Here is a 20,264-nt window from a genome sequence, read left to right as displayed (position 1 = left end):
TCGTTGACAAAGAAATGTATGGCCAGAGTGTCTAGCTATCCTTGATATTGCTGGCTAGAGACCCATCCAAATGGACGTCAGATGCCACGCAAGCCTTTCTCCAAGTCTGCACTTGAGTCGCGAGAACGACCGACCCTCCAGCGAAAGCTCCCAGAAAACACCCCCCAAGCGATTCAAGAAAGAAGCACTGCTAGGGGACAAGTCGATGTTTCAGCTCAAGGGTTGCTTGTCCGAAACAAGACTACTGGCACAAGGGAATACGTCCGTGACTTCACAGATCTTGTCACTGAGTATCCGCACCATAAATTAATTGTCCAGCAGTTACTTATAGGTGCGCAGCTCCATTCCGCAAAGAGATTGATCACATATCAATCCCATCAAGACATCTATTACTCAATTCAAGAGTTTGTGCTGTTTCTTAATAGCGCTGAGCCGATCAATAAATCAGTCAAAGGTGTTGCTGATGTCGATGGGCAGGTATGCGTGAATTTTAGGTCATTTCTAATTCGTTCGTATCCAGGTCGCACCGTAAATAGAAAAAGATACGGTGCATTAAAAAATATCTTCCTTTCGTTGAAGAATAAATATAAAGGGCAGGGCTGGGTCGGCAAAGGGTTTGAATGGCCGACTGGACCGGGGATGAACGAGAAAGTAACAGAAGGATACAGCAGGGAGATTCATAATAAGCTTGTGGAGGGATGCCTGATCGATATTAAGTTTATTATGAAGTGGATGGAGAGTTACAATGGTGTAGTGGAAGGCGAGAAGCCAATTCTGGCATACGATCTTTCATTAGAAAACTTGATGTTTGATCTGGTTGTAAAAGAGCAAACTAAAAGATCCAACGGGTCAATCAAGGCGACACACATTAAAGGGTTTGAGTGGGTTATACGCTCCACTGGAGATGTTAAAGAATACATACGGGCAAATGGAATAAGTATAGAGAGGTTTCTGGGCATTTACCGAGCCCGCGCCCATGAACTGGCGGCTAAAGGTCGCCCTGTAGTTGGTACTGAGGTCAGTGAACGGGGGATGGTGTATGGCTGTGATCGAGAAGAATCTGGGCGAATTGCAACTGCAAATGTAGGAAGACTTTATCCTGATTGGCCTATGCAAGTGAGCTTCGAGGAAGCTGGACATCTCTTTTCCACTGAGTGGAGTAAAAACACCGCTCACGGAACAAACAAAAAATATTCTACGCTGGAAAAAAAATTACGGTCGGCCTTGATGTATATGAGGGTTGGGCCAGAGCACCTACCCTATGAAGTAGGTCAAATGGCATACTTCAGCAGAGTAGCCTTCACAATGGGAACTATATTCCCATTCTTTCTCTTCGTGATGTTGCAGACGGGCTGGAACTTTGAGGTTGTGGTATCGATAAGCGATAACCTAGACGACCACATTGAGGAGGACCTTCTGGATGATGACTATGTGATTATTTATGGGTACAAGGGACGGTCCGACAAAAGCCAAATGCATAGATCAAACAAGCGAGATAAGTTTGGCGCGTATCAGATCTTGCGCTTTGTTGCCGCTGAAGTAACCAAGCATTTGTCGTCGCCTCATTATTTAAAGGGTAAATTATTTCAGTGTGTCATTTCGAAGAATCTGTGGAATAAGTTTGGTCGCTTATGCACGCCGGTGACCACTACGAATTTTGGGCACGCATCAACGGAGTTTCTACATCGCCACCGCATAAAATTGGATACGGATACCAAATCCCCCAGAATTGAAACGAAACGTCTTCGAACCACTTACGAAACTCGACGGAGAGAACAGGGTTTAGATATAGACGAAGTTTCGGCAATGATGGGGCATTCGGATATCGATACCACAGTGAATCATTATGATAGTGACTGGGGGTCGGCAGAAATATTAAATGGGCGTCTAAGGAAGATTCAGAGAAAGCATGAAGAAGATTTTAGGCGTTACTCAGCAAATCTTCTTACAGATGTGTCTTTGGTTGAGCTGCGTGAAGCCACTCTACGCTGCGGTAGCAAAGAAGAACTACGGTCAGTTGTTGCACCATTAGTCGGCAGGCTGAATTCTTCTGAAGATTCGGTAATACAGTTGCTTTCTCCGGAAGGTCAGACATTCATTGCAAGTTGTCTAAATTCAAGACGACCAGATTGGCCAGGCGCTGAAAGTTTTCTTAGGACGGATACGCCTTGCAACTACTTTAATCGTTGCCCGTTATGCTCACAGTGTGTGATCTTCAAAGAAGCATTACCTTTTATTGCAAGAAGAATTTCCGACCTTGACGGTCTGAGGGAGCGGTTAAATCCCTTAGAATGGGAGAAAAGCTATCGCGCTGAGTATTTAGCGTGGAAGGGGGTTCTAGAGGGCTGGGGGGATCCGATTGAGGTTGCTGAGGCAATAGATCGATCGGAACATAACGGTTTTGCACTGCCATTGACAATGATAGGGCTCTCATGACAACTCCAACACGTGACCAAATAAAAGCCGTTTTAGAAGAAATAAGGAATGGACTGGGTTGTCACGAGGAAGAGTCAGAGCCTATCGCTACTGAAGAAGAAGATGAGGTTCTGAGTGGCGACTCATCACTTGGGATCATTTGCGATAGTGTAAATTTACTCAATCTTTCCAGAATTGATAAGAACGAGTGGAGTTATATTAGGGTAAGTCCTAGAAGCTCTTTCGGCGATCCGGTTTGGGATTTTGGGGATTACCCCTCCCCTTATGGATTTCCCATACGTATCAATTTTGATTATGTGAATATGTATGGCATGAATGTTTGTGGAGTAGGACACGAACATTGGGTGAATATTGCTAGGGCGCTACTATTTTACCGTGTACCGCATTTCGGAATTCATGGTCGTATTAATGCTTATACATCTCTTGAGACAGATAAAACAAAAGTATTAAGACTTGTCGGGTTATTTCATGCCGAAGGTCTATATTTAGGTTCGGAAAATTCACCAGATTTTAGGACGGTGAATGATTTGGCTAAGTCGAGTGTGGAGCACTATATAGAGTCGCTGCCCACATCTGGGATTAAGTGGGAATTCTGTTACTTAATGTCCTTTTGGCAGGGCGTCTCATCGATGGGTATGCTTCCGTCAGAGTACTCACTATACAATTCATACGTAACTAAAGAGCTTGTCGCCAAATATAGAAGAGAATACGACGAGTCCTCTCGACCTTTCGAACCCATTCCGCTCGATGACTATGCAGAAATATTTAGATACTGTGTGGGGTTTGTTGAAAACTATAGCGATGACGTCCTTTGGCTGTATAAAAATTTTGCGCCAACCATAGTAGGTGCTTTTGAGAACCCCGAAAAGCTTGCCGCGATAAATTTTGGTGTGTCAACGGCGTCCGTTGAGGGAGTTAAAAGATTTAGGGATTATAAACCTAAGTTACTAGATAGCGGTATTCCCTGGTGGGGAATAGAAATCAAGGAAAGAACGCATGAGAATGATGAGGGGGAGTATATAAATCAAACTGCTGTGATTAGCGTTGTTGTCTCTCTGATCGATGCGTGTATCGTGCTTCTTCTATGCCTTACTGGGATGCGCCGATCAGAGGTCATTGGACTTAAGGTGGATTGTCTTTCGTTTAAGTCTGAGGGTTATTGGCTTACTTATACTGTTTTCAAAACCTCTATTTCGTCACAGGGCGACATTAAAACAATACCTATCCCAAAAATTGCTGCTGACGCAATTGAAGTAATAATTGAAATAGGGCGTGATGCTCGTGCTTACGGTAATCACGACTATCTGTTTGTCAAGATACCAAAGTTTAGTTTTGGAAACACTCCGCAGTCCACTGTGGTAGAGCGAGCTTGCAATCGAGTGGCAAACAACCTAGGTATTGATTATAGAGTACACCCACATCGTTTTCGGAAGTCACTTGCCCTTTATATAATTCATCAAGATTCGCGGAATCTTGAAATTATTAAACGCCTCTTTTCTCACCGCAGCTTAAAAATGACGTTAAGGTACATCCTTTCTTTACCTGGCGTGAACGATGAAGTCAAAGCTACGTTGATTGAAGAAAATACGGAAATTCTCGTCGAGGTTTTGCAAGGTGTAATTTCTGGTCAAATTGGGGGCATTGGCGGCAAAAGGTTGGCCAAGACTGCTAATTCTTCTCCAATACTCAGGGCTAAATTGCAAAGCGCGGGAAAAGAGAGTTTAAGTCAGTATATCGCCTCTTTGCTTGATGAAGGTGTGAAGCTTCTGCATAGAACGAATCTTGCAATCTGTATGCGAACGCCGGGTCTTACCAGCGAGTCACCTTGTGATGCTAAGAATGATAGCCCTGGGTCGAGGCTTCATCCAAACTTGTTTGCGTGTGACCCATATAATTGTAGATATGCTGCATTTGTCGAGGCCAATGTTCCATCATTAAAAAATGAGATAATTTTCCACGATAATATGATTAAGCATAGGTACTGTGGAGCGACTCAGAAGGAGTATTCGCAGAGGCGTATCGCTGAAGCCTTTAAGCGACTTCACGAGGTTGTAGGGGATGAAGCACATAATTTCCTAAAGCAGGTAGCGCATGGCTAAGCAGGATCTCCTCAATCGGGTGTATGCGACTATTTCAGCGCTCCAAAGCGACGGCCGAAAAAAGTTATCAGTGATGGAAGTTTCTAAATTATCCGGTGTCGGTCGTGCAACAATCAATCAAAAGCATGATCCTGACTGGGTGAAGGTCAGAGAAGTCATAAAAGGAACAACTCATTCTGGGGTTTATACAAAGGATTCAAGTGAGGATGTCAAAAAGCCACTCAAAAATACTCAAGAAATACATCATCGACTGAAGGAGTTGGAGGAGCAGTTAGCCCTACTAAGGGAGCGCGCTAGCACCACATATAATCAGTTGATCGACAGGGTACAATATTACTTTGCGTTGGCTAGTGAAAAGCCTGCTAAGCAAGTTGAGAAGGCTAAGCTCCTTCAAGAGCTAACTCATCAGAAGAATCAGAACGCAATCCTACGTGCAGATCTCAAGGCGGCTCTTGCTGAATCATTAACTCCTGCGGTATCAGGAATTATCACTTCGAAGATTATTTTGGAAGTGCCTAATGCAGTCTCAGATTCTGAGGCCATTCTGAGTTTTTTGGAGAAACTGGATTCGTTAGCTAGTCAGAATCGATCTTCACTTGTTACCGCAGTCTACATAATGTGTGGTCTTCCAATGTGCGGCAAGTCATCTTGGATTGAGAATCACAAGCCACCTACTCCAGGTGTATCCTTATATGTCAGTGGAGCAAGTGATACAGTTTCAACTCGGAATTTGTTAGTTTCTAGGGTTAGGAAAGAATTTAACGCGCCTGTGCACTGTGTTCGATTTAGTCTAGGCCTTGATGCCTGTATCTCTAGGGCCGAAAAACAGTTCAATGGTGCGGCTCTTGAATTGAATATTTCATCCATCAAAGTTGTGGCTGCGCGGTTCGAAGAAATACAATTCAGCGAAAATTTCGACTCAATCATCTTGGCTTGAAATCAGTGAATGGTCTAAAGCGTTTCCAATCGTTTGTTGAAGAGCGACGTCTCTTGGGAGACTGGGCTGATTTCGTTTCAGCAGATATGACTAGGCTTTCAAGAGTAAAGCTGGTTGAAGCGTGTGGGATTCAGCGAAGCATAATTTATCAAAACGCACAGGTAGTAACTCTGCTTCGTGATCTTGAGTCCGAATTAAGAGCGCATGGTGTTCTTTATGGGCGCAGTGCGGATACCAATTGTGCTCACCAAAATGGTTTAACTCATGATGAAGAAGAATTAGAGCAGCGATTAGGAGATTTGTCTGCTTCGCTTTGTAAGTTTAATGACTATTTAAATGAAGTTTCTAAATCGCTTGTGGTATACCCCTTATCGAGGCCAAAATAGTTATGTGTATCCTTCATTTTGGAAACGGTTTGGCCAGCCACTCTGGCTATATGCGAGGGCGCGTAGGGATTTATTTTGATGATAATCATAACGTCCTTGAAGCACCGACCATGTGGGCGATGGCTGTCTCGAAGATACGTTCAAGGAGTGATGAAACGACAAGAAACTATGCGAATATCCTGAGAAGGTTTTTGCAGTGGTTGGACGATAGCCCAATCGAAGGGGCTGAAGTTGTATTTGGCGCGCAGAACTGGCAGTTGGTGGATGAGGATGTTTTTGATGCCTTCCTTGTTCACATAGCATCTCCAACGGATGCGCTTCCTGATGGTCCGTCTCACAAAACCATGTATCACATTGCGGCAAGGGTCTGGAGCTTCTATCAGTGGGCCGAAAGGCAGGGCTATAAACACTATTTGGATATCAGTAGTACTGATATCCGATACATGCTGAAAGACCAGAAACTCCTGGCCCATATCGACCCAGGGGTTAAAGTTACTACCTTGGGATTTAATCTGCCCAGTGGTAGACCAGCAATGCATCAACGAGAAATGCAGAAATTTGTAAGGCAAACTGATTATGAAATAGCTCTCGGTGTGATGAATGATCCTGTTTATCAAATTATCGCAGCGATCATACGAATTACCGGGCTTAGACCGATTGATCTTTTTCAATTGCCTTACCGAGGGAAAAATGAAAATTATGGATTCATTCCTTATGATGAGGGTGAGTACCCAGAAGGGTTAGATAATGGCGCTATCTATTATTATTTTAGGTCCAAGGGAAAATGGCGCTCCATAGACTTTCCAGGGAAGCTGTGGAGAGTTATTTGCGAGTATTATTTACCCTTAAGGCGGCAACGAGCGAAACTATATGAGGCTAAGCATGGCATTCCACCAAGGAATAGCGACTTGTTTCTTTCCGCTCGTGGTGATGTTGTTACTCATGGAATGCTTGGTTATAACTTTAGCAAGGTGGTTTCTGCAGCGAAGAACTCCGAGAGCGCTACTGATTTTAAAGCCATACGATTCAATGCACGAATGCTCAGGCACACCTGTGCGACATATTTTGTTTATGAGGCGTTGAAAGCTCAGAATAGACTTGGAAGGAATTTTATTTACGATGCAGCGCTCGACGAAGATCTCAGGAAAATGCTGGGCCACACTGATGTTAGAACTACACTTGAATACTATGTTCATCTAGTCAACCGATATGTGCACGACAATCTTCTGACTGATCTTCATCGTTCGCGCGTTGATGCTGGTTTGTCCGCTATTTTAGACCGACATAATTACTCTGAGATTGTGGTGTAGAACAGGCACTAGACATGCTGCCTTCTTGGTGAGCAGATCTGGACACGTCGATATGGGAGTGCATACGGTCAGGACAAATCGGGAAGGTGCCGCCGGCTGACTTGCCTCTGTAGATAGGTTTAGACGCATCAGCGCTTTAAGCGCCAACGGCTTTGGGTTCGAAGTGATTTCGCCTGCCCCTCTTCAGTTACACTCGGCGCTTTGCACGCCTTTCAAGGAGCAGTTGCGTGAACACGGAAAACCATTCCCAGACGGCCGCCTTTCTCTGGTCGATTGCCGACCTGCTGCGCGGTGACTTCAAGCAATCTCAGTACGGCCGCATCATCCTGCCGTTCACCCTGCTGCGGCGGATGGAGTGCGTGCTGGAGCCGACCAAGGAAGTGGTGATCCGGGAATCCTATGCGCAGGAGGGGCGGCCTGATCTGGTGCGTGAGCGTCTGTTGCTGCGTGCTGCCGGGCAGCAGTTCTTCAATGCCTCCAAGCTGACTCTGGGCACGCTGTCCGACACCCAGACCGCCGCCGATCTGATGAGCTATGTGCAGTCCTTCAGCAAGGACGCCCGCGAGATCTTCGAGCACTTCCACTTTGAAGATTTCGTGCAGCAGCTATCAGCTGCCAACCTGCTGTATCAGGTGGTGCAGCGCTTTGCCGCGACTGATCTGAGCCCCGAGCGCATCAGTAACTTCGGCATGGGCATCATCTTCGAAGAGCTGATCCGCAAGTTCGCGGAAAGCTCCAACGAAACCGCCGGGGAGCACTTCACCCCGCGCGATATCGTGCACCTCACCACCTCGCTGGTGATCACCGATCAGGACCACAAGCTCGCGCCCAACAGCATCGTCACCATCTATGACCCAACCGCCGGCACCGGCGGCTTCCTCTCCGAAGGTGACGAGTACATCCAGTCCATCAGTCAGCAGGTCACCGTGTCACTGCATGGCCAGGAGCTCAACCCCGAGTCCTACGCCATCTGCAAGGCGGACATGCTGATCAAGGGCCAGGACGTCACCAGCATCAAGCTGGGCAACACCCTGTCCAACGACCAACTGGCCGGCCCCGAGCACCGCTTCGACTTTATGCTCAGCAACCCGCCGTTCGGTGTGGAGTGGAAGAAGGTGCAGAAGCAGATCACCGACGAGCATACGGAGAAAGGCTACAACGGCCGCTTCGGCCCGGGCTTGCCGCGTGTATCCGATGGCTCACTGCTGTTTCTGCTGCACCTGGTTAGCAAGATGCGTGACCCGCGTGAAGGCGGTTCGCGCATCGGCATCATCCTCAACGGCTCGCCACTGTTTACCGGCGGTGCCGGCTCGGGCGAGTCGGAGATTCGCCGCTACCTGCTGCAGAACGATCTGGTCGAAGCCATCATCGCCTTGCCCACGGACATGTTCTACAACACCGGCATCGCCACCTATGTGTGGGTGCTGAGTAACCACAAAGCCGCCGTGCGTAAGGGCAAGGTGCAGTTGATCGACGGCAGCCAGCACTTTGCCAAGATGCGCAAATCCCTGGGCAGCAAGCGCCAGTACATCACCGACGAGCAGATCGACGAGCTGGTGCGCCTGTATGGCCGCTTCGAGGAGACCCCGCAGAGCAAGATCTTCCCCGTCGATGCCTTCGGCTACCGGCGCATCAGCGTCGAACGCCCGCTGCGCCTGAACTTCCAGGCCAGCCCCGAGCGCATCGACAAGGTGCTGGAAGAAAAAGCCATCGAGAAAATGGACCAGCCCCTACGCCAGCAGCTGATCACCGCCCTGCAGGCCATGGATGCCAGCCAGCTGCACCGCAACCGCGAGCAGTTCAGCAAGCTGCTGAAAAAGACCCTCAATGCCCACGATGTATTCCCCAGCACGCCGGAGCTGAAAGCCATCCTCAATGCCCTGAGCGAGCGCGACCCCGAGGCGGATATCTGCACCAGCAAAGGCCAGCCGGAAGCTGATGCCGGCCTGCGTGATAACGAGAACGTGCCACTGGGCGAGTCGGTATACGACTACTTCGAGCGTGAAGTAAAACCCCATGTGCCGGATGCCTGGATCGACGAGAGCAAGCGCGATGAACAGGATGGCGAAGTCGGCATCGTCGGTTTCGAAATTCCGGTTAACCGCCACTTCTACGTGTTCCAGCCGCCGCGCCCGCTGGACGAGATCGACCGCGATCTGAAAGCCTGCACTGACCGCATCAAGCAGATGATTGAGGGGCTGTCGGCATGACGTTTCCCCGTTATCCGGATTACAAGAGTTCCGGGCAGGATTGGATCGGTGATATGCCAGTGCATTGGCATATGTATCGGAGCAAAAATGTCTTCTCGGAGAGAAATATTAAGGCTCTTGAAAGTGATGAGCAGCTGACTGCTTCGCAAAAGTATGGAGTAATCCCGCAAAAGCTATTTTCCCAGCTGGAAGACCAGAAGGTGATGCAGGTTATCTTGGGACGGGATATTTTAAAGAAAGCTGAAGTTAACGACTTTGTCATTAGCATGCGCAGTTTCCAAGGTGGGCTGGAGTTTTGCTCTTATAGCGGAGCAGTAAGCTCTGCATATGTTCCGCTCTATGCCAATAGAGAACTCGACAATAGATTTTTTAAGCATCTCTTCAAGTCCGTATCTTTCATTTCTGCCCTGCAAAATACGAGCAATCTTGTTCGTGATGGACAAGCCCTCAGATATAACAACTTTGCTCAGCTATCCCTTCCTTTTCCTTCGCTTAAAGAGCAGAGAACGATTGGTGCATTCCTCGACCACGAAACAGCTCGCATCGACGCGTTGATCGCAGAACAGCAGCGCCTAATTGATCTGCTCAAGGAAAAGCGCCAGGCCGTGATCTCTACCGCCGTCACCAAAGGCCTCGATCCGACGGTGCCGATGAAAGACTCCGGAGTGAAGTGGCTGGGTGAGGTGCCGGCGCATTGGGATGTTGTACCCCTGAAGCATGTTGTATCGACTCCAATCACTGATGGGCCTCATGAGACTCCTGAGTTTATTGACGATGGTGTGCTTTTTATCTCAGCTGAAGCAGTTTCTACAGGCCGCATTAATTTTGAGAAGGCTCGATATATTTCAAGAGAGGATCACGCTCGATACTCAAAGAAATATTTGCCAAAAAAGTTCGATATTTACATGGTTAAGTCAGGTGCAACGACTGGGGTTACGGCGATTGTAGAAACGGATGATGAATTTAATATTTGGTCACCTCTAGCTGCGTTGCGATGCAAAAGTGACTACGTACCGTATTTCGTCTTTTACAGTATGCGTTCATACAGCTTTCAGGAGTCAGTAGTGATTAGCTGGAGCTTCGGCACACAGCAGAATATAGGGATGGGTGTCATAGGAAATTTACCGATTACCCAGCCCCCCCTAGACGAGCAGGCGGCGATTGCAGATTACATTGCAAGGCAGCTGGATCGATGGGATCGATTGATTGCAGAAGGTGTTCGATCTGTTGAGCTGCTCCAAGAGCGCCGCTCCGCTCTAATCTCCGCCGCCGTAACCGGCAAAATCGACGTGCGCGGCTGGCAGCCTCCAGCCGGCACCCAAGCCCCCGAATTAGCAGTAGCAGAGGCCTTATAAATGGCGGACAGCAAGGAAGCCCAGTTCCAGCAGGACATTATCACTACCATGACCGCGCAGGGCTGGTTGACCGGCCCGGCCAGCGGCTATGACCGGCGCACGGCGCTGTATACCGAGGACTTTCTCGGCTACTTCAAGGACGCCTGGCCGGAGCGTTGGGATAAGTTCAGCAAGGCCAACCCGAATAACCCGGAAGCGGTGCTGGTGCAGAAGCTGGTACGCGAGCTGGAGCAGGACGGCACCCTGGATGTGCTGCGCCATGGCTTCAAGCTGCCGGGGGTGAAGGTCGATGCGTGCAGTTTCAAGCCCGACCACGGCATGAACCCGGACACCCTCAAGCGCTACCAGTGCAACCGCCTGCGCGTGGTGCCGGAGGTGTCCTACTCTCCCCATTTCAGAGAAGGCGAGTACAACCCCAGGCTGGATCTGGTGCTGTTCGTCAACGGCATTCCCACGGCCACCCTGGAGCTGAAAAGCGAGTTCAAGCAGTCGGTGGAAAACGCCAAGCGCCAGTACCGCCAGGATCGCCCGGTGAAAGACCCGCTGACGCGCAAGCCCGAGCCGCTGCTGACCTTCAAGCGCGGCGCGCTGGTGCACTTTGCCGTGAGCCAGGATGAGGTGGCGATGACCACCAAGCTGGCCGGGAAGGAGACCTTCTTTCTGCCGTTCAACCTGGGCAGCCTCGACGGCGGCGCCGGCAACCCGCCGGCGCCGGATGACAGCCAGTACGCCACCGGCTACCTGTGGCAGCGCCTGTTCCAGCCGGATGCCTGGCTGAAAGTGCTGGGCCGCTTCCTGCACCTGCAGAAGAGCGTGAAGGAAGATATCGACGGCAAGCACGTCACCAAAGAAACCCTGATTTTTCCGCGTTATCACCAGTGGGAAGTGGTCAATACGCTGATTGAAACCACCCGCGCCGAAGGGCCGGGCAAGCGTTACTTAATTCAGCACAGCGCCGGCTCGGGTAAGTCCAACTCGATTGCCTGGACGGCGCATCAACTGGCCTCGCTTTACGATGCCGAGGGCCAGCGCCTGTTCAACTCGGTGATCGTGATTACCGACCGCACCGTGCTGGACAAGCAGCTGCAGGACACCATCTACCAGTTCGAGCACGCCCAGGGCGTGGTCAAGTGCATCACCCGCGATATCGGCAGCCAGAGCAAATCCGAGCAACTGGCCGAGGCGCTGGCCGAGCAGACGCGCATCATCATCGTCACCATCCAGACTTTCCCGGCGCTGTTCGATGCCCTGGACAAGTACCCCAAACTGGCCAGCGGGCGCTATGCGGTGATCGCCGACGAGGCGCATTCCTCGCAGACCGGCTCATCGGCCAGCAAGCTCAAGCAGATTCTCGGCAGCGACGCGCCTGAGGCTGAGGAAATCAGCGCCGAAGAGCTGCTGGATGCCGCCGTGGCCGCCCGCGCACCCAACGAGCGCATCAGCTACTACGCCTTCACCGCCACGCCCAAGGCCAAGACCCTGGAGCTGTTCGGTCGCCCGGCCAACCCGGCGCTGCCGGCCAGCGCCGACAACAAGCCCGAGGCGTTTCACCTCTACTCCATGCGCCAGGCCATCGAGGAAGGCTTCATCCTCGATGTGCTGCAGAACTACACCACCTACAGCACCGCCTGGAAGATCGCCCACCCGGACGGCGACGACGAGGAAGTGGACTCGAAGAAGGCGCGCATGAAGCTGGCGCGCTGGGTGCGCCTGCATCCGTACAACATCAGCCAGAAGGTGGAGGTGATCGTCGAGCACTTCCGCGCCAATATCCGCCACCTGCTGGGCGGCCAGGCCAAGGCCATGGTGGTTACCAGCAGCCGGCAGGAGGCAGTGCGCTACCAGCTGGCAGTGCAGGCCTATGTGAAGCAGATGGGCTACAACGACGTGCACCCGCTGGTGGCCTTCTCCGGCAGTGTGCTACCGGACGAGGTGATCCCCGAAGAGGTGACGGAAAGCAGCAGCCTGCTCAACCCCGGCCTGAACGGGCGTGATCTGGCGGAAGCCTTCGACACCCAGGACTTCAACGTGATGATCGCCGCCAACAAGTACCAGACCGGCTTCGATCAGCCCAAGCTGTGCGCCATGTATGTGGACAAGAAGCTGCAGGGCGTGGACTGCGTGCAAACCCTGTCGCGGCTGAACCGCACCTTCGGCGACAGCAAGCCGACCTTCATTCTCGACTTCTTCAACGATCCTCAGGACATTCTCGACGCCTTTCTGCCGTACTACACCAAGGCCGAGCTGACCGACGTGACCGATCCGCAGCTCATCTATGACCTGCAGAAGAAGCTGGATGCCGAGGGCATTTACCACTGGGAGGAAGTGGCGGCGTTTGCGCTGGCCTTCTTCGACCCCAAGGCCGCCGCCAGCAAGCTCAGCTACTACTGCGCACCGGCCAAGGAGCGCTTCTCCAAGCGCTACAAGCTGGCCCAGGAGTCACGCCAGCATGCACTCGACTTCAAGCGCACCGCCGAGCAGAACGGCGACAGCGCTGGCCTGAAAAAGGCCGAGGCGGCCGTCAAGGAAGCCGGCGAGCAGGTGGATCAGCTCGACCTGTTCAAGAAGAATCTGCAGAGCTTCGTGCGTCTGTACGAGTTCCTCTCGCAGATCATTCCCTATGAGGATCGCGAGCTGGAGCAGCTGTGCGTATACGCCAAGCACCTGCACCCGCTGCTGCGGGTGGATCGCCTCGATCAGGAAAGCGTGGACGTGGGCGAACTGCAACTGACCCACTACCGCCTGACCAAGCGCGCCGAGCACCAACTGCGCTTGAGTGAGGAGCAAGGCGACTACGGCCTCGATCCGGCCTCGGGGCTGGGCAGCGGCAAACCCCATGACCCGGAGAAGAAACGGCTGTCGGAAATCATCGAAGCGCTGAACGATATCTTCGGCGCCGAAGTGAGTGATGAGGACCAGCTGCAGTTCCTCACCGGCATCGCCAACCGCATCAGCCGCCAGGAAGATGTGATGGCCCAGGTGAACAACCACTCGGTGGAGCAAGTGATGCACGGCCTGTTCCCCAAGCGCGTACTCGACACCGTGCTGGACGCCATGACCGACCACGAAAAAATGTCGCTGGAAGTGCTGGATAACGAGACCAAGAGCCGGGCGTTTGCGTTGGTGATTTTGAAGATGCTGACGGCGGCGGGAGGCTTGGGGCAAAGTAACAGCGGTGGTGATTTCAGGCCTTCTTGAGGGGCAATGTCGATCAGGTGGGTTGCAGCTCTGACATCTGAGGTAGAAGACAGGTCGGGTCGCAGGCGAGTTCGGCTGCGATCCGATAGAGCTTCTCGACGGTGATGTTTACTTCACCACGCTCGATCCGCCCCATGTAGCTGCGGTCGATACTGCAGGCCAGCGCCAGTGCATCCTGAGAAAGCCGGCAGGTCTTCCTCTGTGTTCGGATGCGTTCCCCTAACGCTTTCGCCAACTTCTCCATGACCGTCTCAATTCCACTTGAGGCGGCACTATCCTGCGTTTGCGGACGCACGGGCCACGGATTATAATCCGCATTTTTCGCGATTACTCTTCTGGTGCCTCAATGAAATCGGCCTCGTTTATCTTCGACAGGCGTCTGTATGAGCTGCTTCAGGAGGAAGGGCACACAAGGTTCACGACCGGTGAACTGCGCGATGCCTACGCCAAGCGCCTGGAAGGCATAACTTTTCGCATCGGTGATGTGCGCCGCTACGTGTATGAGCAGATCCGCCGAATGGTTCGCAAGGGCTGGCTTGTACATGATGAAGAGCGCCGTGCGCGGGGACAGGTCTACCACCTGCAGCCCATCCCGGCGCATCTGCAGCTGGAGCTGATCGACAACGGGTTCGAGAACAGCCTCAAGACTGCTTTTGAGCCAGAGCAGGAGCCGTCAGTAATTGATAATGCGGCTGTATCGCTGAAACCTTCACCCGATGCAGATCAGCACTTGGAAGCGCTCCACAAAGAGATCCGGTTGGACTTCCTGTCTTCGATGGGCGAGGCAGAGCGATACAAGCTGCTCCTGGATGATATGCCGCATCTCCGGGACAAGGTCGAAGGCGAGTATCTGGAAGCTAGAGACCGCAGCTCGCGCCTGCTGGGTCATCTCCGCGCCATCGAGAAGACGCTCAAGACGCTTGCCGCCGCACGATGACCCTATCGCTGCGAGACTGGCAACTCAGCTGCATCAACACGGCGTTGGAGCACTTTACCGCCACGCCGCACTTCTTCTGCCAGGCAACGCCGGGTGCCGGCAAGACGCGCATGGCGGCAGAGCTGGCCAGCAGACTGCTTAAGCAGGACAGGATCGATCTGGTGATGTGCTTCGCGCCATCCTGCCAGGTTGTCGAGGGCTTTCGCTCGACCTTTGCTACGGTGCTTGGCAGGCGTCTGGACGGTCAGATCGGTGCAGTGGGGGCGGCGTTCACCTACCAGGCCATGGAATACCGTGATGAGAGTTTCTGGCAGCTTCTTGATGACTACCGCGTACTTGTGGTCTTCGATGAAATTCACCACTGCGCCGGCCATGATCCACTTCTAAGCAACGCCTGGGGGCAGCAGATACTGCACCGGATACAAGACCGCGCCGCCTTCACCTTGGCACTCTCCGGCACACCATGGCGTTCGGACGACAGGGCCATTGCCCTGGCCCGCTACTCGTCACCCGAGGGGCACCTGATCTGCGACTATCGCTACGGCCTGATAGAGGCAATTGCCGACGGGGTGTGCCGTTCCCCTCGTATTGTCCTGCTCGATAATCAGAAGGTGAAACTCACCGAGGAGCTGGGCACTGAGAGCAATGTCAGGATGTTTCCTAGCATCGCCAAGCTATTGGGGGAATCCCCTGTCACTTATGAAGAACTGTTGCGCCATGACGAGGTGATCGATCAACTGCTCGATCTTGGTTGCAGCAAGTTGGATGAGCTTCGCCTGGTCAAGCCGAATGCGGCTGGCTTGGTAGTTGCCACCGACATTGAGCACGCCCAGCAAATTGCCCAGGCCCTGGACGCCAGGGGTGAAGGCTGCCGCATTGTGACCAACAAAACCTCGGATGCGCAGCAAGTGATCAATGCTTTCAGGCAGAGCGCCTGTCGCTGGATTGTTGCCGTTGGGATGATCAGTGAGGGTACTGACATACCCCGCCTGCAGGTGTGCTGCTACCTCAGCCGAATCCGTACCGAGCTGCATTACAGGCAGGTGCTGGGGCGGGTGCTTCGGCGAACAGGTGAATCCGATGATCAGGCCTGGCTGTTTATGCTGGCTGAGCCGACGCTGCAGAGCTTTGCGGAGCGAATTGCGGATGATCTGCCGGATGACCTGGCAGTGCTGAACGAGGTGCAGATGCCGGCCTCCGCCTCAGGTTCAAAGACTGGCTGGACTGGGGCCACCGGCAATATCGGTGGTCTTGATGACAGTATTGGAAGTGGGGCCGAGCAGGTTATTGGAGCTGATACCGCGAACATCGTCTCGCTGGGAGGGGGCGCAGCTGGGCCAAGCTATCAGGTGAGTTTTTCCCAGCATTACAGGCAGCATTTGCTAGCTTGTTTTTAGTGCTGCGACACCTTACTCAAATGGAGTGGCGTCCGCTTTCGAATGCGGACGGCTCGACCGCCGTACCGGCTAACAAACTGCTCGGAAGATGGGCATAGGGCTCAAGACACGGATTCCGATAGACGTGGTTGATTAAATCAAGAGATAGCCGCATTGACCCTTCCTCACGAAAGAACCCGCAGCGTCATCAAGACCGAAGAGTTCCTGCGAGAGCTCGCCCGTAACACTGAGCTGCCTCAGGATATCCGCAGCTATGCGAAAAGCCTGCTCAGGCACTACCCGTCGGCCGACCAGATTTTCTGGCTGGGTCGTCTTGAAGAGTGCCTGACGAATGATGCGTCGGATGATGAATACCGACGGAGGATGATCGCTTTCCATCAGCCTTTGTTCAGCTCGTCGCTGGAGTTCACGCTATAAAAACAGCGAGCCGCAATGTCCTGCACTGATTCTGCCCAGCCGGTATCCACTCGCATTGCGCAACGGGTCAAGCGCCTGCCCAAAGGGCAGCCCTTCAGCATAAGGCGCTTTGCGGCACTTGGAACGAGAAGCGCCGTATCCAAGGCAATAGCCCGTCTGGTCAGCCGAGGCGAACTTGAGCGGGTGCATCGAGGAGTCTACATGCGCCCGAAATCCAGTCGATACGTTGCACGGGTTCGCCCAAACGCATGGGAAGTGGTGAGCCTGATTGCCAGACAGAGCCGTCAGGCTCTGCAGATTCATGGTGCCAATGCGGTTAGAAGGTTTGGACTGAGCACCCAGATGCCACTCATTCTGATCTATTACACCAGCGGGCCCAGCCGATCGCTATTTATAGGGAAAGCGGAAGTCCGGCTGGTACATGCGGCACCAATGGTCATGCAGCATGCCGGGACCGAGGTGGGGATGGCTATCAGCGCACTATTTTATCTCGGTAAAGACGGTTCTACCCCGGAATGCATTGCCGCGATCAAGAAGGTGCTCAGGCCTGAAGACCTAACTACATTAATGGCCTGCAAAATGCCGAAATGGATGCGCATGGCGTTCGAGCTGACATGACCTGCTCGAATCAGGTCGACCCGCAGGCGGCACAGCGTAGATGTGTTTGAGGGAGCCGAGCCAGGCTACTTACGCCGTGACCGCTTGCGGCCGAGGGTGTGTAAGTGTTGCCGCCGGTGCATTTTCCACCCACATGCCGGAATTTCATTGACCCAGTTTCGAGCACCAAACGAGTTGTAGAATTTCGCTTTCAGACTGCTGGGTTGGGGCAGAATAGCGTCGGCACCTGGGTCAAAAATGCACTGGCGGTAACATTTGATGTTTGCGGCAGTACCGCCTCCCGTTCCGGATTGGCACAGCAAAAGACTTGATTCAAATTCGGAGGAAACATGGGTATTTCGTATTACCTTGCATGTTTGGAGACCCGGCAATATGTCTGGGTTGGCAGGCTTGACCCACAGGGGGAGGTGCCGGCGGCGGACGTCGAAGGCTCCATCGCCATGTTCGCGCTGGAGAATCGGAACAAACCGTTGATCGTCGTGAGCGAAAGCCATCCGATCCTCGAAGAGGGAATGGAGTGGTCGCCGCCGGCAACGCAAGAAACGTGCAGGGGACAACCATGACAAACCAACGCCAACCGCATCTCCGGACACTCGTCGCGTTACGAGTCATGGCACAGGTCGTCGATGGACAGCTTGAAGTGTTGGCGCTGATGGGAAATTGACCCAGTCGGATTGCTGATTTCTGCATCAGCAGCTGTGGATAAGCATATCAGCGCAGCTGCTTTTGAATCCTCCTTTGGATAGCCCAGTTCAGTTGTCGAAGACCTGCCACATCCACCGCTGGCATGGCACACCAGACCATGCTTGAGCTAACGCAGCGGGGCTGGAAAATTGGCAAAAGGCGCTCCGTTGCGCAGTGCCACCGGTTAACCTCTTTATACGAGCACGAGGACTGCCCGATGACAGAGATCCATGAAGACACCATTTGCGATGTATGCGCTACCACTACGAGGGTGCCGGGATACGGCGAGGAGTTCGGGACGCTCCAGGCGCTCTGGGGCTATGGCGCAGGGCATGATGGCGAACGCTATCGAGTCAACCTATGCGAAAGTTGCTTTTTCGCGGCGCTAGCGTTTTTGAAGCAGGAGCGCCGCACGCAGAATCTGTTCAGCGATGAGCAGCCCTGCGAGCAACGCCCATTCGGACTAGTCGCCCGTGATGACTACTTTGGCGATTCGTAGCCATATCGCAGAGATGAGGTTGTTGGCTCACCAGCATCGAGCTTAGGCCATGTCAGCACGACTTCTCGCTACAATGGCGTCACCCGCAATCGTCTAGGGATCTAGCTTGACTGACACAAAACTCACTGAAGTCGAGATGCGGCGCGCACTCGGTCTCGATCCCGCTCCATCAGAATCGAAGCAGCCAATACCCAAACAGCACTCCACCTTCACACTCGTTGAATTGAGCGTGCGCAAGAACGGTGGCTCGCCGTTCCGCTTCGAGCACCGATCCCGCTCCATCAGTACTCTCGCTGCCCAACTCGAGGCCGAGAAAGCAGCACGGGAGAAAGGGTATGAGGTCTGGGTCGTGTTGGATATCAGGCAGATTTCATCATAGAGCCGCAACAGCCGCCAGTCAGTCCAGCCTCGCTGATTGCTCTGGGGCAATGAACGCTTGAGTCAACTAGAGCGAGTCAGTTCGCACTCGGGCAGCTCATGGTCGGCACCTGTATCTTCCAGGGTAGGCCGCCTCAAGCCCTTACTTTACCGTCCATAACTGATCAATCCGCGTCGTATAGCTCGGACTCATCATCTCTCGCCGCATGCCCCAGTCCGGATTCGCCGGCACCCCTGCAGGCCGCATGGTTCCACGCCCCCATCGTGCATTGATCGCATCCATCACCCCCATCACCCGCTCGGCAGCCACCGGCGGTGTCGCGACGAACAGGTCGTCGGTGAACTCGCCACGCTGGCGCAGATCAAGCAACAGGATTTCCGCCTTGCTGAATGCAAAGCCGGCCCGGTAGATCAGTTCCAGCCCCGCGGAGGCGGCCTTGGTGATCAGTCGGGTATCGTCGGTCGGATAGGGCAACTCACAGATAATGCCCTTGGCGAACTTCGGCTCGTCCGGGTTGAACATGCCGGTGCGGATGCTGATCCGTACCTTCTTGCACAGGGAGCGCTGCGTGCGGAGCTTTTCACAGGCCCGAGCGGAGTAGGTGGCCACCGCTTCACGGATCGGCGGTAGCTCATGCAAGCGCTTGCCGAACATCCGGCTGCAGCAGATCTCTTGCTTCGGCGGTACTTGCTCCTCGAGCGCCAGACAGGATGTGCCGCGCAGTTCACGGGCCGTCTTCTCCACCACCACCGAGAACTTGCTGCGCAGTGTCCAGGCGTCGGCCTGGACAAGATCCCAGGCAGTACGAATGTTCATGTCGGCCAGGTGGGCGGTCATCTGCCGGCCGATGCCCCAGACCTCGCTGACATCCATCACCTGCAGTAGCCTGTCGCGCTTTTCGGGCTGACGGATGTCCACGACCCCACCGGTCTGCCGCTGCCATAGCTTCGCCGCACGATTGGCCAGCTTGGCCAAGGTCTTGGTCTGGGCAATGCCCACTCCCACCGGGATGCCAGTGCAGCGCAGCACCCGTGCACGCATCTCCCGCCCTAGCATCTCCAGGCTGCCGGGCATACCGGTCAGGTCGGCGAACGCTTCATCGATGCTGTACACCTCAAGCACCGGAGCCATCCCCTCGAGGATGGTCATCACCCGCTGACTCATATCGCCGTTTATGTGTAATAGAAAGTCAATAAGAACCGGGCCATGCTCGCCCTTGGAGCTTCTCATACCCAACCGGTATGGCTGTAGCTTCTGAGGAGATCGCCGTCGCTCACCGGATCATCCGGTCATCCTGTTAGTAACCGGTCAAAGCTGATCTGTTACATCGAAGGCGGACACCTGTCCATCGACAACACCCCTGCCGAGCGGTGAACCGCCCTCCCATGTACATATGACCAAA

The 20,264-nt window shown here is 53.2% G+C and carries 16 protein-coding genes and 1 pseudogene; 15 read left to right on the top strand and 2 right to left on the bottom strand.

Annotated elements, in window-relative coordinates:
- The first annotated feature begins 81 nt into the window (after positions 1-81).
- From AAEZ08_RS19550 to AAEZ08_RS19515, 8 genes are all read left to right on the top strand, one after another.
- The gene (locus AAEZ08_RS19550) at positions 82-2,436 is read left to right on the top strand and encodes a site-specific integrase (protein WP_126558615.1); all 2,355 of its coding nucleotides are present in this window, start codon (positions 82-84) and stop codon (positions 2,434-2,436) included.
- A complete protein-coding gene (locus AAEZ08_RS19545) occupies positions 2,433-4,535 on the top strand; it encodes a tyrosine-type recombinase/integrase (RefSeq protein ID WP_500124954.1) in 2,103 nt (700 codons plus the stop codon). The genes AAEZ08_RS19550 and AAEZ08_RS19545 overlap by 4 nt, the downstream gene beginning before the upstream one ends.
- Complete coding sequence (locus tag AAEZ08_RS19540) at positions 4,528-5,472, top strand: hypothetical protein (protein WP_126558616.1); 945 nt, start codon at positions 4,528-4,530, stop codon at positions 5,470-5,472. The genes AAEZ08_RS19545 and AAEZ08_RS19540 overlap by 8 nt, the downstream gene beginning before the upstream one ends.
- A 5-nt stretch (positions 5,473-5,477) precedes the next feature.
- Entirely contained in the window at positions 5,478-5,858 is a 381-nt protein-coding gene (locus tag AAEZ08_RS19535) for a VPA1267 family protein (protein WP_487371826.1), read from the top strand.
- Between the two features lie 2 nt (positions 5,859-5,860).
- Entirely contained in the window at positions 5,861-7,168 is a 1,308-nt protein-coding gene (locus AAEZ08_RS19530; RefSeq protein WP_500124953.1) for a tyrosine-type recombinase/integrase, read from the top strand.
- 227 nt (positions 7,169-7,395) lie between these two features.
- A complete protein-coding gene (locus AAEZ08_RS19525) occupies positions 7,396-9,378 on the top strand; it encodes a type I restriction-modification system subunit M (protein WP_034016997.1) in 1,983 nt (660 codons plus the stop codon).
- Complete coding sequence (locus AAEZ08_RS19520) at positions 9,375-10,733, top strand: restriction endonuclease subunit S (RefSeq protein WP_121136700.1); 1,359 nt, start codon at positions 9,375-9,377, stop codon at positions 10,731-10,733. Before AAEZ08_RS19525 ends, AAEZ08_RS19520 begins: the two co-directional genes overlap by 4 nt.
- Positions 10,734-13,931: a type I restriction endonuclease subunit R gene (locus AAEZ08_RS19515; protein ID WP_034016991.1), complete on the top strand. Its 3,198-nt coding sequence runs from the start codon at positions 10,734-10,736 to the stop codon at positions 13,929-13,931.
- Between the two features lie 13 nt (positions 13,932-13,944).
- On the opposite strand, the gene AAEZ08_RS19510 is transcribed toward AAEZ08_RS19515, so the two are convergent.
- Positions 13,945-14,175, bottom strand: coding sequence for a helix-turn-helix domain-containing protein (locus AAEZ08_RS19510; RefSeq protein ID WP_034016988.1), 231 nt, complete (start codon positions 14,173-14,175; stop codon positions 13,945-13,947).
- A gap of 102 nt (positions 14,176-14,277) precedes the next feature.
- On the opposite strand from AAEZ08_RS19510, the gene AAEZ08_RS19505 reads away from it, so the two are divergent.
- The 7 genes from AAEZ08_RS19505 (at position 14,278) to AAEZ08_RS19475 (ending at position 18,862) form a co-directional block, all read left to right on the top strand.
- Positions 14,278-14,868, top strand: a complete 591-nt coding sequence (locus tag AAEZ08_RS19505) for a VspR family transcription factor (protein ID WP_034016985.1) — start codon at positions 14,278-14,280, stop codon at positions 14,866-14,868.
- Positions 14,865-16,265 (top strand): DEAD/DEAH box helicase, encoded by a 1,401-nt coding sequence (locus AAEZ08_RS19500; RefSeq protein ID WP_034016983.1) that lies wholly within the window; start codon positions 14,865-14,867, stop codon positions 16,263-16,265. Before AAEZ08_RS19505 ends, AAEZ08_RS19500 begins: the two co-directional genes overlap by 4 nt.
- A gap of 153 nt (positions 16,266-16,418) precedes the next feature.
- The gene (locus AAEZ08_RS19495) at positions 16,419-16,682 is read left to right on the top strand and encodes a BPSL0761 family protein (protein WP_034016982.1); all 264 of its coding nucleotides are present in this window, start codon (positions 16,419-16,421) and stop codon (positions 16,680-16,682) included.
- Between the two features lie 15 nt (positions 16,683-16,697).
- Positions 16,698-17,300 carry a DUF6088 family protein gene (locus AAEZ08_RS19490; RefSeq protein WP_034072893.1) on the top strand — a complete coding sequence of 201 codons (603 nt, stop codon included), beginning with the start codon at positions 16,698-16,700 and terminating at the stop codon, positions 17,298-17,300.
- Positions 17,301-17,629: 329 nt separating this feature from the next.
- On the top strand, positions 17,630-17,863 hold the full coding sequence (locus AAEZ08_RS19485) for a hypothetical protein (RefSeq protein ID WP_033988199.1): 234 nt from the start codon (positions 17,630-17,632) through the stop codon (positions 17,861-17,863).
- A 338-nt stretch (positions 17,864-18,201) separates the two neighbouring features.
- Entirely contained in the window at positions 18,202-18,483 is a 282-nt protein-coding gene (locus AAEZ08_RS19480) for a hypothetical protein (RefSeq protein ID WP_034017004.1), read from the top strand.
- A gap of 106 nt (positions 18,484-18,589) precedes the next feature.
- Positions 18,590-18,862: a hypothetical protein gene (locus tag AAEZ08_RS19475; RefSeq protein ID WP_237751694.1), complete on the top strand. Its 273-nt coding sequence runs from the start codon at positions 18,590-18,592 to the stop codon at positions 18,860-18,862.
- A gap of 141 nt (positions 18,863-19,003) precedes the next feature.
- Here AAEZ08_RS19475 and AAEZ08_RS19470 read toward each other — a convergent pair.
- A pseudogene (locus tag AAEZ08_RS19470) lies at positions 19,004-20,035 on the bottom strand (DUF4113 domain-containing protein); the annotation flags it as partial.
- Positions 20,036-20,264 lie beyond the last annotated feature (229 nt).

Source organism: Pseudomonas sp. E45-MNA-CIBAN-0222 (genome assembly GCF_040310405.1).
GTDB classification, from domain to species: domain Bacteria; phylum Pseudomonadota; class Gammaproteobacteria; order Pseudomonadales; family Pseudomonadaceae; genus Stutzerimonas; species Stutzerimonas stutzeri_AC.
This window is presented reverse-complemented; position numbering and strand designations above follow the sequence as displayed.

Bases quoted from the DNA above. Each gene is read 5' to 3' on its own strand.
- AAEZ08_RS19550 (WP_126558615.1), top strand. From the start codon at position 82: ATGCCACGCAAGCCTTTCTCCAAGTCTGCACTTGAGTCGCGAGAACGA.
- AAEZ08_RS19545 (WP_500124954.1), top strand. From the start codon at position 2,433: ATGACAACTCCAACACGTGACCAAATAAAAGCCGTTTTAGAAGAAATA.
- AAEZ08_RS19540 (WP_126558616.1), top strand. From the start codon at position 4,528: ATGGCTAAGCAGGATCTCCTCAATCGGGTGTATGCGACTATTTCAGCG.
- AAEZ08_RS19530 (WP_500124953.1), top strand. From the start codon at position 5,861: ATGTGTATCCTTCATTTTGGAAACGGTTTGGCCAGCCACTCTGGCTAT.
- AAEZ08_RS19520 (WP_121136700.1), top strand. From the start codon at position 9,375: ATGACGTTTCCCCGTTATCCGGATTACAAGAGTTCCGGGCAGGATTGG.
- AAEZ08_RS19515 (WP_034016991.1), top strand. From the start codon at position 10,734: ATGGCGGACAGCAAGGAAGCCCAGTTCCAGCAGGACATTATCACTACC.
- AAEZ08_RS19510 (WP_034016988.1), bottom strand. From the start codon at position 14,175: ATGGAGAAGTTGGCGAAAGCGTTAGGGGAACGCATCCGAACACAGAGG.
- AAEZ08_RS19505 (WP_034016985.1), top strand. From the start codon at position 14,278: ATGAAATCGGCCTCGTTTATCTTCGACAGGCGTCTGTATGAGCTGCTT.
- AAEZ08_RS19500 (WP_034016983.1), top strand. From the start codon at position 14,865: ATGACCCTATCGCTGCGAGACTGGCAACTCAGCTGCATCAACACGGCG.
- AAEZ08_RS19490 (WP_034072893.1), top strand. From the start codon at position 16,698: ATGTCCTGCACTGATTCTGCCCAGCCGGTATCCACTCGCATTGCGCAA.
- AAEZ08_RS19485 (WP_033988199.1), top strand. From the start codon at position 17,630: ATGGGTATTTCGTATTACCTTGCATGTTTGGAGACCCGGCAATATGTC.
- AAEZ08_RS19480 (WP_034017004.1), top strand. From the start codon at position 18,202: ATGACAGAGATCCATGAAGACACCATTTGCGATGTATGCGCTACCACT.